Genomic DNA, 15,863 nt, shown 5'->3' with positions numbered 1-15,863 from the left:
GATCGTCTCATCCGAATGGTCCACAGATAGCTCGATAAAGAAAAGACCATCCCCGTGGTCGAAACAGACCTATCTCGTAGTCCAGATGTTCGCTCTGGTGTAGAAGTAATCTGAGACTCCCCGGTCTCAGACCATAGAAAAAAGACCTTGGTCCCCGCCAAGGTCTTTTTTCTATAGTCTTGTATTAAATCGTTGCGAGCAACTTCATCTTTTGCCAACGGCTGACGTACGCCCGCTTCGTAAAGACGTCGTAATGATTATCCCGTGCCGCATCGAGGATACCACGGTATAAGAAGGCAGCTGCCTTTAAAGCGCGTCTGCTCTCCCGTGGATACCGATCAAACGATGGAATCGCCGCATCATACAGATGCTCTGCTCGAAGTGCAACCTCTTCCCAAAGACCAATGAAGTCTCCTGAAGGGCGACCAGCGAGTAATGACTCCGCTGTGACACCATATGTCTCCATCCATGAATGGGGCAAGTAGATGCGGCCGCGTTTTGCATCTTCTCCGACGTCTCGCAATATATTCGTTAGTTGCATCGCGATTCCAAGATCAATAGCAGATTTACGGAGATCAGGCTGTTGAGGTGCAAGGATTGGCAATAACATTAAACCGACAGTACTCGCTACGTAATAACTGTATTGCTCTGTCTCCTCAAGCGTCTGATAACGATTTTTCTCGATGTCCCAACGCATACCTTCCGCGAGCTCGAGAAAGGGTGTCTCATCCATTTCGTAACGTTCAAATACATCTGCTAACGCAATCCATAACGGTTTATTTAGTACTTCACCATTGCGGAATCGTTTGAATTCATTCAAAAAAGCCATTAAACTTTCTTTTGGTGTATCCGATTCGTCGACGGTATCGTCAAGGAACCGGCAAAATGTATAAATCGCATAAACAGCTTGTCGATCTGCTTTTGGTAAGAGTGAAAAGGCTTTATAGAACGTTTTAGACCCGGACTGAATGACTTCCTCACATTTGATATACGCGTTCTGGATCGTCACTGAATTCATGTTTCCACCCCATCTCTTGTTCCATTCGGTTTACGAGTATCGTTGCGCCCATCATGACGACTGGTACTCCTCCACACGGATGCACCGATGCACCGACGGCATATAGTCGATCGATATCTGGATATGGTTTTGCCTGTGTCTTTAAGGCGGCTGATTGACGAATCGTCGGAGCAATTCCAAAACTGCCACCTTCGTATAGTCCAAATGCCTGTGCATCATTCGGTGTACGAATCTTCATTTCTTGTATCTTTTCCCGAAATCCCGGATGATGATGCTCGATTTTTTCGAGTACGGTCTCGACGAAGTCTACTTTTTCATAATCTTTCACACCATAGCCACGGGGAGAAGGAATTAATGAATAGACGACGCTATCGTCCGTTCCTGTTAAACTACGATCAATCTGACTCGGATGGAACAGATAGACTGCCGGATGTTCAGGTAATCGTCCTTTTTTAAAGATGTTTGTCATGAGTGGTTCCAAGTCATTCGGCATCAAAAATCGATGCACCGGTAAGTCAACTTTCCCTTTCATCTTGAAATACAGCAATAGCGTCCCGCCTGAAGGAGTATATGTTTTAGGTTGTTTACCTTCCACAAGACGTTCCATTAATGGAAACTCTCCATTTAGTACGATTTGATCGAATGCTTCATGTGTTCCATCTTGTAAGACGATTTCCTTCGCCTGTCCTTGGTCAACGACGACTCGTTCAACGGGTGCCTCGAAGACGAACCGGACACCTCGTTCGACTAATGTGTCATACATGCGTTCAGCAAGCGAGAAATAACCGCCTTTTACATACCAGACACCTTCTGCTTGTTCCCGGTATGGAATCAAACCATAGATGGATGGTGTCGTATACGGATTTCCTCCGATATAAAATGTTGGGAAACTGTATGCCATGCGCAAATATTTACTCTTGAAGTATCGCTTCAAATGATCATGCGCTGTCTCTAAAGCGTGCATCTGTAATAATGGACGCATCATTTCTGGATGCAACAGCTCCGTTTTCCGACGATAACCACGTTCTAAAAATTTCGATACACTCGTCTTATAATCCTTTTCTTTTTGATGCATGAATTCATAAAATCCACGACCTTCGCCGAATTGGCGTTCGATTGCAATGGCTTGGTCCACGACATCAGATACTTTTGTAACGACGGTCCCGTCGTCGAAGTGAAGGTCATACAATGGATCAACCCGTTCGAGTTTTACTCCCGTCACGCCTGCTTCTGCCAACTGCTCTTTCAACTTACCTGGCATCAAGACGATTGTCGGACCTTCATCGATGCGTCCACCGGATTCAAAATCGACGGATCGTAATCGACCACCGACATGCGCTTCTTTTTCAAAAATCGTAATCTCGACTCCCGGATGTCTTGCTGTCAGCAAAAGTGCTGCATGCAGTGTTCCGACACCTGCTCCTACAAATCCTATTTTCATGTCCGCACCCCTTCTTTTTTGAGCACGAGTTCTGCCGTAATACGCGCGGATTCGAAGATTGTTGGTAAGCCGCTCCCTGGGTGTGTGCCTCCCCCGACAAGATACAAGTGATCCAGCTCTTCAAACTGGTTATGCGGTCGGAAATACATCATCTGTGTCAACTGATGCCCAAGGTTAAACGTCGCTCCTTGATGGATCCCCATCGCTTCCCAATCGTCCGGCGTGAACATCTCTTCGACTTCGATTGCCGCTTCAATCCCTTGATACGGTGAACGCGTTTCAAGCGTATCCAGAACACGTCGACGTAATTTTGGTCCTTCGATCGACCAATCGAGTTCCGAGTAGTTGTTCGGAACCGGAACTAACACATACATGGCGGACTTTCCTTCAGGTGCTAGTGTCGGATCAAGAACGGATGGATTTTGAACATAAAATGAAAAATCATCGGATAATTCTAAAGTCTGCGTCATCTCGCGAACGTTTTTCTCGTAGTCTTCCGCAAAATAAATCGTGTGATGTGGCGCATCGAATGTCCGATTGACGCCAAGATACAACATAAACGTCGAACACGAGAATTTTTTGCGATCAATTTTTGGTCGGGACCATTTTTTCAGTACTCCTTCCGGTACAAGGTGATTCATCGCATGTGCGAAATCAGCACCGACGATGACTTCATCAAATAACTCATGTTGACCTGACTCAAGGATGACCCCTTCGACGACTTTGCCGTTTAAGATCAATTGCTTGATGCCTGTACCTAACTGAACCGTTCCACCGAGTTCTTCGATGGCACGTTGCATCGCAAGTGGCACCTGATGCATCCCACCAATCGGATGATGGACACCGTATGCATGTTCCATGTAAGACAAGATGGAGAAACCTCCTGGGCATTCCCAAGCCGACATCCCTAAGTACTTCGCTTGGAACGTAAAGGCATACTTCAGTTCTTCGCTCGTGAAATAGTCGGACAAGACATCATAAAGTGATCGCCCGAGTGAGAGACGCGGAAGTGCTGTTAAGACACGCGGTGACAAGTAGTCCGTTAATCGGTCATGACGTGTCTGTAGAATCGGCATCAACTTACCGAGCTTTAACGCTTGCTCTGCCATGAATCGATCGTACCCTTCCCCATTTCCCGGAAAGTGGCGCTCGATCGTCTCTTTCATCCGGTCCCGATCCGTCGTCATCGTGAACTGTTCTGTTCCACCTTTGAAATAGAGTGTATACATCGGATCAAGTGCCTTTAGATCTAAATAATCTTCTAACCGTAGACCGGCTTCGTGAAAGACGTTTTCTAAAATATGCGGCATATTAAGAAAAGTCGGTCCTCGATCAAATGTGTATTCACCTAGCTTGACGGCAGAAGTTCGTCCACCGACTTGCGGTTGTTTTTCATAAACGGTGACGTCTACTCCTTTTCCTGCTAATAACAAGGCACATGCAAGTCCCCCTGGTCCTGCTCCTATCACTGCTACGCGTCGCTTCACCCAAATCTCTCCTTTTTATCTCTCATCGTTTCAACTATTATACTAAGCACATAGTAAGAGCGACAAATTTGAACTGTCTTCCAACTGTAAAAACGCCAGACTTCGCTTAGGAAGTGGCGTTTGCAGTCACGATATACCAAGCACCTTCTTTTAAGAATGGTGTGATCGAAATATTTCCAAACCCAGCTTTCGATAAATCTTCTTTCAATTCTTCCTGGCTTGGTAATGGATACAAATTCTCATGCAGTGTCATAAAGGCATTGAATGCTGCTGAGAACGGTGCACCATGTGAACTGTCACGAAGTGGAGTGACGAGAATGACTGTTCCATCATCTTTGACAAAACGGCGTACCCCTTTTAGTAAAGCAAGACGTTCCGGTTGTGGGAAGTAATACAAAATATTATTCATCATGACACCATCATACGTTTCTTTTACGTCAAACGTTTTGATGTCTCCGACGACGAAGTCAATCTCTCCGCTCGTATCTCGTCGTTTTGCTTCTGCAATGACCGATTCTTCGATATCGATTCCAGCGAGTCGCAAATCAGGCAACGCCTCATGAATTTTGCGAAGATAACCGCCATAGGCACAGCCGATATCGAGCAGTGATGTCAGATTGCGACTTCGAATGATATGACGTACAGCCGGGAAAGCAACGGTCTCGACAAGTGCCGACGTTTCGGCAACGATGTCGCCATGTTCTTCTCCATTAAAGACTTTCTGTTGCCCCTCTTCTAGGAATTGTGGATAAGAGAACAAGGCGGGTAAATGTAGCTCCATCATCTCAGATAACATAAAACCGATACTACGATCGTCTGATTGAGAAAGTTCTGGCAATACATGACGCGTCGCCGTATAACGTAAATCTTTTTTCTTTAAATGACCGACAGCTACGCCAACCTCAAACCAGCGGGATAACGCTTCCTGTGTCAGCGGACGTCGCATCCGTAGTTGCGCTTCCGCCTGCGTCGCTCCCGATTGAAGAGCATCGAATAACCCATATTTATAACCGATGTATCCATGCCAGAGTGGTAACACCGGTTCTGCGCGTTTCATCCATTTCCGTGCCCGGAAGACCTTCGTCCATTCCTTCAACTGTGCCACAAGCGTTCCCCTCTCTACTGTGTAATACATCCCTTTTCCCAAATAACAACCACTTGTAAACAAAAATTACTAGCAGACACGACAAAAAGAGTCCTTTCGACCCAAAAGGTCGAAAAGGACTCTTTGATTTCGCATAAAATCAGAAAAACTTCATACCGTATGGAAGCGAATAGCCAAGGAATACTGTCACAAGGACAAGCACGATGAATCCGATGACGAAACCGGAATAGGCTTTTCCTTTTTTGACACGAACGAGTGTCAATTCTCCGAAGATGAGCGTCAAAAGACCTGCTGTGATCTTCGCATGGTAGAGTGGATCTGGATTTTCAGACACCCCCATGATTTTAATGTACAGGTAAAGACCTGTCGCGAACGTCAATAAAAGCAGAAGACGGAACGCCATATGAATGCCTTTTGCGGCTTTCTTATTGTTCTTGTACATCGAAAACGCGACGAAGAACGTAACCAATAAAAGTACCCAAAGTAAGACGTGTGTGTGAACGAATGCTGTGATTGGCATTTCATTTCCTCCTTTCTTTTCCTATTTCATCGTATCTGATTTCCGTACGAACACCTAGTGTTATTTTGTTGCTATATGATTTTTTCAGGAGATTGTCACATGTGTGGACTGAACAAGTGGGAATTTGACAGTGAAAAGACTCCCTTCTCTTACGACCGATTCCACATGAATTTCTCCCCCATGACCGGTGACGATTTCTTTACAGATGGCTAGACCAAGGCCCGTACCACCGATTTTCCGACTATCCGAGTTATCGACGCGGTAAAACTTTTCGAATAGACGACTGAGTGATTGTTTCGGAATCCCGATTCCCTCATCCCGAACTTGAAGAATGACTTGATCACGTGATGTCGTGAGTACGACATCAATCGCACCACCAGATGGTGAGTATTTCACCGCATTATTCAATAAATTATTGAGTAACTGTCTGATTTTTTCTTCATCTGCTTCAATGACAGGCAACTGATTTCCTTCGTGACGGAACGTAATCCGGTGGGCTTGTGTCGAAGCCGCATAAAAGTGTGTCGTTTCTTCAGCAATCGCATGAATGTTCACAGATGTCTTTTTGTACGATTGTGTGCCTGACTCCATGCGCTGGACGTCTAAGAAATCGTTGACGAGATTCGCAAGACGTTCTGTTTCGGAATGGATCGTCCGTAAGTATCGATCTTGGCGCGATTCTTCAATATCTCGATTGAGCATGAGCTCTGTAAAACCATAAATCGAAGAAAGCGGTGTTCGAAGTTCATGAGATACAGTCGAAACGAGTTCTGATTTCAAACGATCCATTTCGGTTTCTTTCGTCACATCCCGCATGACAAGCATCGTTCCTTTATGCACCTGATGAATGTGAATCACCTCGACATAAAATTGAATGAATACCGTTTCGTTTCTAATCGAGAACTGTAGACTATCTGTCGGTAATTCTCCCCGAAGAACTGAATCAACATATCGACTGAAGTTTTCCGGTTCATCGACGACGGATTGAATGACTTCTAAGCATGTTTGAAGTGTTTCTTGTTCCGCCTGGACACCATATCGCAGTTCCGGGAATAGATCGTACAGTGGTCGATTGACGAAAACCTCTTCTTTCCCTGGCTCAAGATAAATGACCGCTTCACGAATTGAATCGAGAATCCGTTCCGTTTTCGTTTTTTCTCTCGTCATCTCGTCAAACAAACGCATCCGGAGAAGGGATAACGACAATTGACGAGAGAAGGACATGACATCCCGCATCTGTTCATTCGTAAACTGATCGCGGTAACGGACCAGATAGATATACGCGATGATATCATCTGCGGTTGGATCGAGAATCGGCACAGCCGTTTCATACATATAGTACGGGTACGGTAACGGATGATTGCTCGCGACTTGTTTGGAGGAGTGAACTGGTGTCTTGAGTGATTCTGCTCGTTTTAACAGTGACGCATCGTTTTGAAGTAACTGCTCTGCCAGTTCATCCGTCATACCATAGGTGACGACGGAATAACTCTCTTCCTCATCGACGAATACTAATGCACCAATTTCAGAATCCGTGATCGTGACGAGCTTCTCGATGATTTCCGGATAAGCGGTCAACGATTCACGTGCCGCGAGCGTCTCTGTCAGATCATTCCGGTACTGAAGGTGTTGTTCATTGCGCATCGTCAGTTCCAATGCTTCTTCAAGTTCCTGTTGTTGTGCTTGCAATTCTTCTTGCTGCGCTTGTAATTCTTCCTGCTGGGCTTGCAACTCTTCATTTTTTGCCAATAGATGCTGTTTATTCTCAGAAATCGAACTTGCCATCTGATTAAACGATAGTGCTAAAATACCAATCTCATCTTTACGATTCGGTACTTTGACGCTTAAAACATCTTCACCATTCGCAAGCCGTTGACTGTTCTTAACGAGAGACAATAATTCAATCGTGATGCGACGAATGAATGGATAGATGAAAAAGATCAAAACAGCGATCAAAACGACGATATTCGCTAACCAAATCAGTTGCGTCGTTCGGATTTCCTGCTCCAATTGATCACTTGTCCGTTGTGCCCAATCTTCCAAAAATTCACGATAACCGCCGAGTGCCAGTTCACTTTTATTAATCTCTGATAATACATCGATGTTTCCTTGACTATCTAACTGAATCTTTCCTTCAGTTAACAACTTTTGACCGAGTGGCAATTCAGCTAGCGTCGTTCCTTTCAAGAAGGATTCTGTAATATCTCCTGACTCTTTCGCTTTGACATAGGATTGAACAAGCGGCAAGATTGCATCGAAATAGTATTGATATAGTTCTCTCGAGGACTGGGCGAATGCCTTTCCTTGATCGTAGATTGCATTTTTTTCGAACCAATCCGTTTGCTGAGCAATCTTATCTTGTTGAGCCATAACTTGGGTATACAATTCTTCATTTCCCATCAAGGCATAGCCACGCATGTTGAATTGAACATCCTGCCATTCTTCCCATAGAGCCCCTGCGCGTGCACTGCGATCTCGGATGTCTTCTAATTTCGCCCGTGTCGCTTGCAATTTCGTATCCGTGTAGTTGTAGACGATCAATGATGAAATCATCAATGTAGCTAATACGACATAAAAGGATGCCATAAGTTGGCGTCCGATTTTTCGATTAATCCACTTGGTGATCACTCAATATTCCTCCTACTACATCAATCAACTCAAGAGGACTAAAGGGTTTCGAAAAGAAGTAGTTTGCACCGATTTCTTCCGCGCGCTCTCGATCAGATTGTTGACTTTTAGCGGTCAACATCATAATTTTCAAGTGTTGCTTATCTGGATGTTGTCGAACTTTTTCGATGACTTCGATTCCTGTCATCCCAGGCATCATGTAATCCAACAGAACGAGGTCATATTCCGTGTTCATGATTTTTTGATATGCCTCGTCTCCGTCCGTAGCTTCATCAATCGTATATCCTTCATCTTCTAGTGTATCAAGTACCAACATACGTAAGACATCTTCATCTTCTGCTAATAAAATACGTGCCATCTATTAAAACCTCCCAAAATTAACCATCATTAAAGTGACATATCTTCTTTATTTTACACAGTTTTTTCACAATAAGAAACGGAAATCACTCCATACCTTGATTTTATTCTTTTAATCCTCATCCCTCTTTCGACCTATACTAAAACCTCCCTCGCCTCTACCTGAAGTAGGAGGACAAGAGAGGTCTCAGTCGTAAAATTAAACTAAATCAATCGTTTCTCCTAAAGCAAAAGCATAAATGACTTTCCGCGAGATTCGAATATGAAGAATAGCTTCTAATGCTTCTTGGTATAGATTCAATTGAGTCGCATACCGTTCACGTAACACATCAGCAGGTGTCTGTCCGACTTCCGTCGTAACGATTTGATCCGATTTATAGTCGAGTAAGATATATGACTCCCCATCCTGAATCAAGCAGTCGACGATTCCCTGCATGACTGCGTCATCCACTGGACCCGTCCAGTCTTTCCGAAAACGTGATGCTCCGATTTTATACGTAAACGGTAACTCTCGATAGACGTGGTTTGTCAGTAGTCGTTCGCTGAACAATTGTCCGATCTCGGAGTCTAGGAACTCTTGCAACTGTGGTGTTGCTTCCCGCATCGTCGTTGCTTCGATAGGTGTGATTCGTTCCATCGTTTCCCATTGATCGATCTGTTCTGAAATCGCTGCACCCGGTTTGTATAATTGCATCGCTAGATGTAGGACCGTTCCTCGTTCCGCTCCACTAAGTACAGGTCCAAGGAATTGTGGCGTTCGGTAATACGTCGTCTGGCGATACGTCGTTTCAAATGCTGCGCGTTCCAACTGTTCCGCGCGCTTCAGTTCCGTGACGGTCTGTTTCGCTGCCGTCTCTGTCGCGAGTAGATGCGGATACTGATACGAAAATGCCGCTTCAACGATTTCTTTGACGTGCGTATTGACGGGCACATCAATTTTTTCAAGCTTTTGAACGTGTTCGAGTTGCTCCACGAGTGTTGAGATTTCTTGATACGGTGCTAACTCCTCTAAAGACATCACGCGAATCGACCAGTTCGTCTCATCCGGACGTAGTAAACTACTGCGTAAGACTGCCGGAACGACCCATTCCGCATAACTCTTCGCTTGGCGCCGGTCATTTTCAGGTAGTAAGACTTCGTCGAGTGACGTCATCTGCCAGGCCACCATTTGATCTTCTAAATCCTTGACTGTCCCAACGAGAATCAATTTTTCCTTCGCTCGAGTCATTGCAACATACAAGACGCGCATCTCTTCTGCCTTCATCTCGCGATCCATTTCCCGACGGATGACTTCCTTCAATAGCGTTCCAGATCGCAAACGACGAATCGGATCAATGGCGTCTAGAGCAATGCCATATGTCTTATGCAACTGGATGGCCTGCATTTGATCCTGTTTGTTGAATTGCTTCGTCAATTGGCTGACAATCGTCACGGGGAACTCGAGTCCTTTTGATTGGTGAATCGTCATGATTCGAACGACGTCCTCGTCTTCTCCAAGCGAACGGGCTTCTGCGAAGTCTTCTCCTCGTTCGATCAACCGATTGATCAGGCGTAGAAAACGATACAATCCACGATAACCGGACGTCTCATATTGCTTTGCCCGCTCATATAAGGCATTTAAGTTAGCTTGACGACTTCTGCCTCCAGCGAGACAGCCGACATACTCAAAATAACCAGTCTGATCAAACAATGATCGAATGAAGGCAGGAAGCGCACTCCCACGTGCTTCGGTTCGCCATGCATGAATCTGACGGATGATCTCGTCTATTCGAATACCAAGTGCTGATTCCTCTGTCGCCATCGCGAGTGCCGCCTCATAAAAGCTTCCTTCTTTTTGTTTTGCTCGAATCCGCCCTAGATCACGATCCGCCACACCGAAAATCGGCGATCGTAACAGACTGGCGAACGGGATATCTTGAAGTGGATTATCGATTGTCTTGAGTAACGCCATCATGATTTGAATTTCCGTCGCTTGGAAATATCCGCCCGTCGTATCTGCATAGACCGGAATCTCATACTGTTCGAGTACTTCAACGAGTGCCTGAACACGCTTGCCGCGCGAACGGGCCAAGACGACGATGTCACGGTATTCGCACGTCCGGAATCGGTTCGATTTCGCATCGTAAATCAGATGTGGATGTTTAGAGTCGACGAGTTCTAGAATTCGTGTTGCAATCGCTCGTGCTTCAACTTCTTCTTTTTCACTATCAAGCGGATCAATTAAGAGTAATTCAGGGTCGACTTGCTCTGATTCTAAATAGCTTAAATTACCGAGTCGAAGGTGCGCCGCTTCATCGTAATCAATTTCTCCGACTGTCTCATCCATGACTTGGCGGAAGATTTGATTCGTTCCATCCAACACCTCGAGGCGACTGCGGAAGTTCTTTGTTAGATCGATGCGTGTTCCGACGTCGGTCTGCTGGAATCGTTTGAACTTCTCCAGGAACAATCCTGGTTCTGCATGTCGAAATTTGTAAATGGATTGTTTGACATCACCGACCATGAATAGATTCCCTGTTGCCTCGTCCGTTTTCGAAACCAGTTGAATGATGCGTTCCTGGACTTCATTCGTATCTTGGTATTCGTCGACCAGTACCTCAACGAAGCGTTCCATTAGAAGTTTTGCCACATCCGACGGTTGTCCCTCTTCCGTCAAGATCTCTAATGCAAAATGTTCAAGATCCGAAAAATCAACGATTCCACGTTGTTGTTTCGCTTCGAGATAATCGCTTGCGAATTGACGCACGAGTGTAACAATCGTTTCTACATGTCGGAGCTGTGATCGTAAATCCTCCAAGTAATCAACACCTGTTTTTTGGACAAACAGTTCTTTCATTTTCTTGAATTCTGCAACGAGTCGTGTCCGCTCTGTCTGGAACGGTTTGATGCCTTCATCTCCGCGCGGACTTTTCCAACGACCGAATTCTACTGCTTGAAACGCAAGAGCAACCATCGACCATTGCCGTACTGACGTTTCAAGTACTCCAAAAGGAGCGATATCCTGTCGCATCATCTGTCCCATTTCCGTATATCCGGACTGTTCCAATTCAAAAGCAAGTTCTCGATAGCGTCCTAGTAGATTCGACAGCGTCTCCCATTCCAGTTCGACCAATCGTTGCATGAGCGGAGACTCATCCGGATCGATTGGTTGATCGTACTGATTGATTAAATGCGCATAAAACGCTTCCGGATCAGGTAAGGATCGAGAAAAACGGTAGAGATTTGAAATCAGCGAAAGCATCGCTTGATCGTCCCGGTCTGATGTATAACTATCAATCAAATCATAGAATCCCGGATCCTCAGAGGCATAGAACGACTCAAAGACCGCTTCTAAGACATCATCTTGCAGTAATAACAGTTCAGATTCGTCAGCAATCCGAAACGCCGGATCCAAACCGATCCGGTAATAATTCTCGCGTAGAATCGATAGACAGAATGAATGGATCGTCGTAATTTGTGCCCGGTTCATTAATTGACGTTGCTTTTTTAGATACAGATCATCCGGTGCCTCTTTGATACGTTGATCCATGACCTCAATGACTCGCGTTTTCATCTCACGCGCTGCTGCATTCGTAAAGGTAGCAACAAGAATCCGATCCGCCGACAACTCATCTTCGGGATCGATCAATCGTTGCGTCAGCCGTTCGACGAGGACAGCTGTTTTCCCTGATCCAGCAGCTGCTGAGACTAAGATATGTCCTCCCCTTGCTGAAATGGCTTGTTGTTGTTCTTCCGTCCAACGCACGCTCATTCTTCATCCTCCTTCAATCGTTCCAGTACCTCTTTTTCAGACATCGGTTTTAATGGACGATATTGATTTCCGAGTGATTCATCGAATTGACAGACTGAACGATATTCGCAGAAACTACACGGTGTCCGTTCCTGATAATCGAATGGATTGATTGCAATATCCCCATCATAGATATCTTGACTGCTGTCTTTTAATGCCTCCCACGCATGATCCATCAGTGCCGATAAATCTGCCTCTTGTACAACACCCTTCGTCTGTGATTTATGCAGTCCATTTTTCGTGAAGGTCACTTTGACGAGTGGGGATTTTTTTCGTTCATCGTATGCAATATGATCCATCGCTCGCAGTACCTCATCATTCTCGAGAATGACGCCTTGCATCTGATAGGACTCGAGTAATAGTCGATTACGTTCTGCTTCATCAGCAGATAAATCGCCTCGTAGCATCGGATTTTTAACATGGAAATACAGCGCACCAGCAGGTTTTGCCTGCTGTTGATACAGCAGCTCTGACTGTTCCACGACTGTTTTCAAATACAGCAACATCTGTATGGCGAGTCCGTAATAGATTTCCGCAAAATCCAGTCCTCGTGCACTCGACTTATAATCTATGATACGGACGTATAACTGGTCACCGATCATCGCCTGATCAATACGGTCAATGCGTCCTGTGAATTCAATTTCCGTTCCGTCTGGTAGCGTAAAGCGTAAAGGTGGAAACGTCGCATTCCCAAAACTGATTTCAAATAGATCTGGTTCAAAATCCGTTCGCTTCGCCTGCTCGACGAGCATCTTAGCGGTCTGTTCGACGACATCCGTCAACTTTTTCTTGATATAACCAAATCGACTCGAGCTCATCAAAATTGCATTCTGGATTTCTGGTGTCACCTTTTCAACAGCTTCCTTCGCAAGTGCTCCACATGTCTCACTATCGAGCTCGCGCCAGTGCCGTCCGGAAGCTTTGATACTGAGCGACAAATCATTTAATGCGCCGTGGAACAGATTTCCGATGTCCGGCGCTTCGAATTTATAGAGCTTTCGCTCGCGTAAACGAAGTCCATACCGAGCAAAATGTTTATACGAGCAAGCATTATACGTTTCAAAACGCGAAACGCTCGCTTGCAGAGACTCGCCATATAAGCGATGCGCCAACCCTTCAGGTAACGCTTCCGCTTGATTTTGATAGAACAAGGCACTTGAGAATAGACCCATTCGTTCGCGCCCTTGTCCGTTTTCAAGAAGTGAATTATATACTTGAAACCAAATTGGCTGAATCGGATAACGTCGTTGTAAACGGCGGAGTTCAATCGCCGTCGCTGCTGCCGCGCGATCGGGACTCGTCACGAAATCGAATTGTTCTTGCGGTGCATGTTCGCCAGCCTCCGCAAACTGTGTTTTGATCGGACGATCAAGCAACAGTTGCCGCTTCAATTGTTTCGTGATTGCCGCCGGTTGCAACGCCTTTCCTTCTTCATCGACAAGCGCATAACTGACATACAATGCTTCACTTGGAGCCATCATCCCTTGATATAGATAAAATAGTTCATCATCAAACACATCGAGGGACGCTTTTCCGACCGGAATACCATGTTCATGTAAAAAGTCATGATCATTTTCGGACAGTAACTTCGATTGATCTTGGACGAACGGAATCAGACCATCATTCGCTCCCAGTAAAAAGACGACTTTCACTCGTTGCAATCGTCCACGCACATAATCCGTCGCAATGACTTGATCAAGCGATGGGGGGACAAGTGCAAAACGCAGACTCTCAAGTCCTGTCTCGACCATTTGGACGAACAAGTCCGTTGATAAAGTATGCTCAGGCGCAGCAGCTTCTAGCTGTTCGAATAGGTGAAGAATCGCTTCATACACTTGATCATGTTCCCGAGCAGCAAGTAACTGATCTTGCTCTAATGCTTGCTTGCGCCATTCCATTAAATGTTCTGCAATTTTTTGTTCTTCGAGGAATTGATAAAGACCTTTCGTATACGCGCTCATCGTCTTTGCCTGCTTTAACCGACGGTGTAACGGTTCAATCAAGTCGACGACGAACGTACGGAGATGATTCAATTCCTCTTCTTGCGCGATTTCCTCTTCCGTTAAGCGAACTTCCTCTGCTAAGCGTCGCTTTAATTGCCACGGTTGTTGCCACATCGACCCTTTGATGCCGCGTTCGAGCACGAACGTCTCGAAACGATCGAGCGCTAGACGCGCATCTTCTGCTGGAATCGGTAAGAGCTCCGTCTTCAGTAAACGAAAGACCGTTTCTTCCCGATAACCCGATGTCACGATGTCTAAAGCAGATTGAATCAAGTCAACGAGCGGATGATGGATCATCGACTCACGTTGATCCAAGAAATACGGAACATCATACATGTGGAAGGCTCGTTCCAAGTGATCCGCATACGGTTCAAGATGTCGTACGACGAATGCCATTTCATGAAATCGATACCCTTTTTGTCGAACAAGTTGAATCGCTTTCCGCACGGCTGATTCTGCTTCGACTTGCCGGTTGACTGCAGCTGTCATCTGAAAGCCCTCAACGTCATGATCGACAGATGGATAACCTGGCTTTAACAAGGCCTGCTCTAAATACCGTAGCCCTTCTGATTGAAATTTGATTGGCTGTTCATACAAGATTTCTTCGTACGGAATCGATTGTTCCTGCATTTGCCCGATCAACTGCATGTAGCAACGCTGGGACACACCAAAAGACGTTTGTTTTGCATAAGGATCCGCCGCGTCCATTGTAAAACTAATATGCATTTCAGCCACTTGTTGCATCAAGGCAAGCAGTACTTGTTGTTCCTGAAGCGAAAACTCATAAAATCCGTCGACGATGATCGTCGCTTGATCCAGTCGCGCTTTCGGAAGCAACTCAAGTAACGTCGTATAATAATCATCCGCATGGAGTGCCTTATCGACGATTCGTTCCGCAAAGCGCTCATAAATCAACGCAAGGTCGTTCAATTTTGGTGACCGTTCGAGAGACCGATCACTCACTTGACGCAACATATCTGGCTCGATCAATGAGCGTTTAAACGACGCGATGAGTTCATCAAGTCCTTGGAAAAATCCTGGCATATTTTTCGTACGCTTAAAAATCTTTAACTCGTCTTCTGATTCCTCGACGACCTGTCGGAGTAATAATTGTGTTCCTGTCTCATCGAGAAATGGAATTGCTTGATTTCCGTAATCGCGTAAAATATGAAACGCAAAGCGCCGTAAACTCATGACTTCGAGACGAACAAGACCTGCTATCCGTTCATCTGTCGCAATCCGACGCTCCATTTCAAATGACATCTGATCCGGAACGATGAAATACATCTTCTCGCCTAGTGGTCGTTGCTCGAGTTCTTGTACGACGCGCTCAATCAATTGTGTCGTTTTCCCACTACCAGCACGACCAATGTGCATATGGTTCATCAAGAAAACCTCCTCTACGTTTTTATGTATCATTATTATCGCACAAATAAGAACAAATGTACTGTTTTCGACGCATGTCTTTTCGATATGGATTTGCTATAATCAGAACACATCCTAATGTAAGGCAG

General features: G+C 45.4%; 9 protein-coding genes. All 9 read right to left on the bottom strand.

Annotated features, from left to right (window positions below):
* Positions 1–184: 184 nt before the first annotated feature.
* On the bottom strand, positions 185–1,018 hold the full coding sequence (locus ACN9MT_RS03920; protein ID WP_308101137.1) for a phytoene/squalene synthase family protein: 834 nt from the start codon (positions 1,016–1,018) through the stop codon (positions 185–187).
* Complete coding sequence (locus ACN9MT_RS03915; protein WP_368915350.1) at positions 978–2,459, bottom strand: phytoene desaturase family protein; 1,482 nt, start codon at positions 2,457–2,459, stop codon at positions 978–980. The genes ACN9MT_RS03920 and ACN9MT_RS03915 overlap by 41 nt, the downstream gene beginning before the upstream one ends.
* The gene (locus ACN9MT_RS03910; RefSeq protein ID WP_035409353.1) at positions 2,456–3,946 is read right to left on the bottom strand and encodes a phytoene desaturase family protein; all 1,491 of its coding nucleotides are present in this window, start codon (positions 3,944–3,946) and stop codon (positions 2,456–2,458) included. Before ACN9MT_RS03910 ends, ACN9MT_RS03915 begins: the two co-directional genes overlap by 4 nt.
* A 106-nt stretch (positions 3,947–4,052) precedes the next feature.
* Positions 4,053–5,051, bottom strand: a complete 999-nt coding sequence (locus tag ACN9MT_RS03905) for a class I SAM-dependent methyltransferase (protein ID WP_290788129.1) — start codon at positions 5,049–5,051, stop codon at positions 4,053–4,055.
* A gap of 139 nt (positions 5,052–5,190) precedes the next feature.
* On the bottom strand, positions 5,191–5,571 hold the full coding sequence (locus ACN9MT_RS03900) for a DUF1516 family protein (RefSeq protein ID WP_056060012.1): 381 nt from the start codon (positions 5,569–5,571) through the stop codon (positions 5,191–5,193).
* An 84-nt stretch (positions 5,572–5,655) separates the two neighbouring features.
* Positions 5,656–8,199: a HAMP domain-containing sensor histidine kinase gene (locus ACN9MT_RS03895; RefSeq protein WP_368915353.1), complete on the bottom strand. Its 2,544-nt coding sequence runs from the start codon at positions 8,197–8,199 to the stop codon at positions 5,656–5,658.
* Entirely contained in the window at positions 8,180–8,557 is a 378-nt protein-coding gene (locus ACN9MT_RS03890) for a response regulator (protein WP_035409361.1), read from the bottom strand. The genes ACN9MT_RS03895 and ACN9MT_RS03890 overlap by 20 nt, the downstream gene beginning before the upstream one ends.
* Positions 8,558–8,755: 198 nt before the next feature.
* On the bottom strand, positions 8,756–12,307 hold the full coding sequence (gene addA, locus ACN9MT_RS03885; RefSeq protein ID WP_426272807.1) for a helicase-exonuclease AddAB subunit AddA: 3,552 nt from the start codon (positions 12,305–12,307) through the stop codon (positions 8,756–8,758).
* Positions 12,304–15,735, bottom strand: coding sequence for a helicase-exonuclease AddAB subunit AddB (gene addB, locus ACN9MT_RS03880; protein ID WP_426272806.1), 3,432 nt, complete (start codon positions 15,733–15,735; stop codon positions 12,304–12,306). Before addB ends, addA begins: the two co-directional genes overlap by 4 nt.
* Positions 15,736–15,863: the final 128 nt, after the last annotated feature.

This window comes from Exiguobacterium sp. R-17, from assembly GCF_049913315.1.
Taxonomy (GTDB): domain Bacteria; phylum Bacillota; class Bacilli; order Exiguobacteriales; family Exiguobacteriaceae; genus Exiguobacterium_A.
Note: the sequence above shows the minus strand (reverse complement) of the source record. Positions and strands in the feature narration are given on the sequence as shown.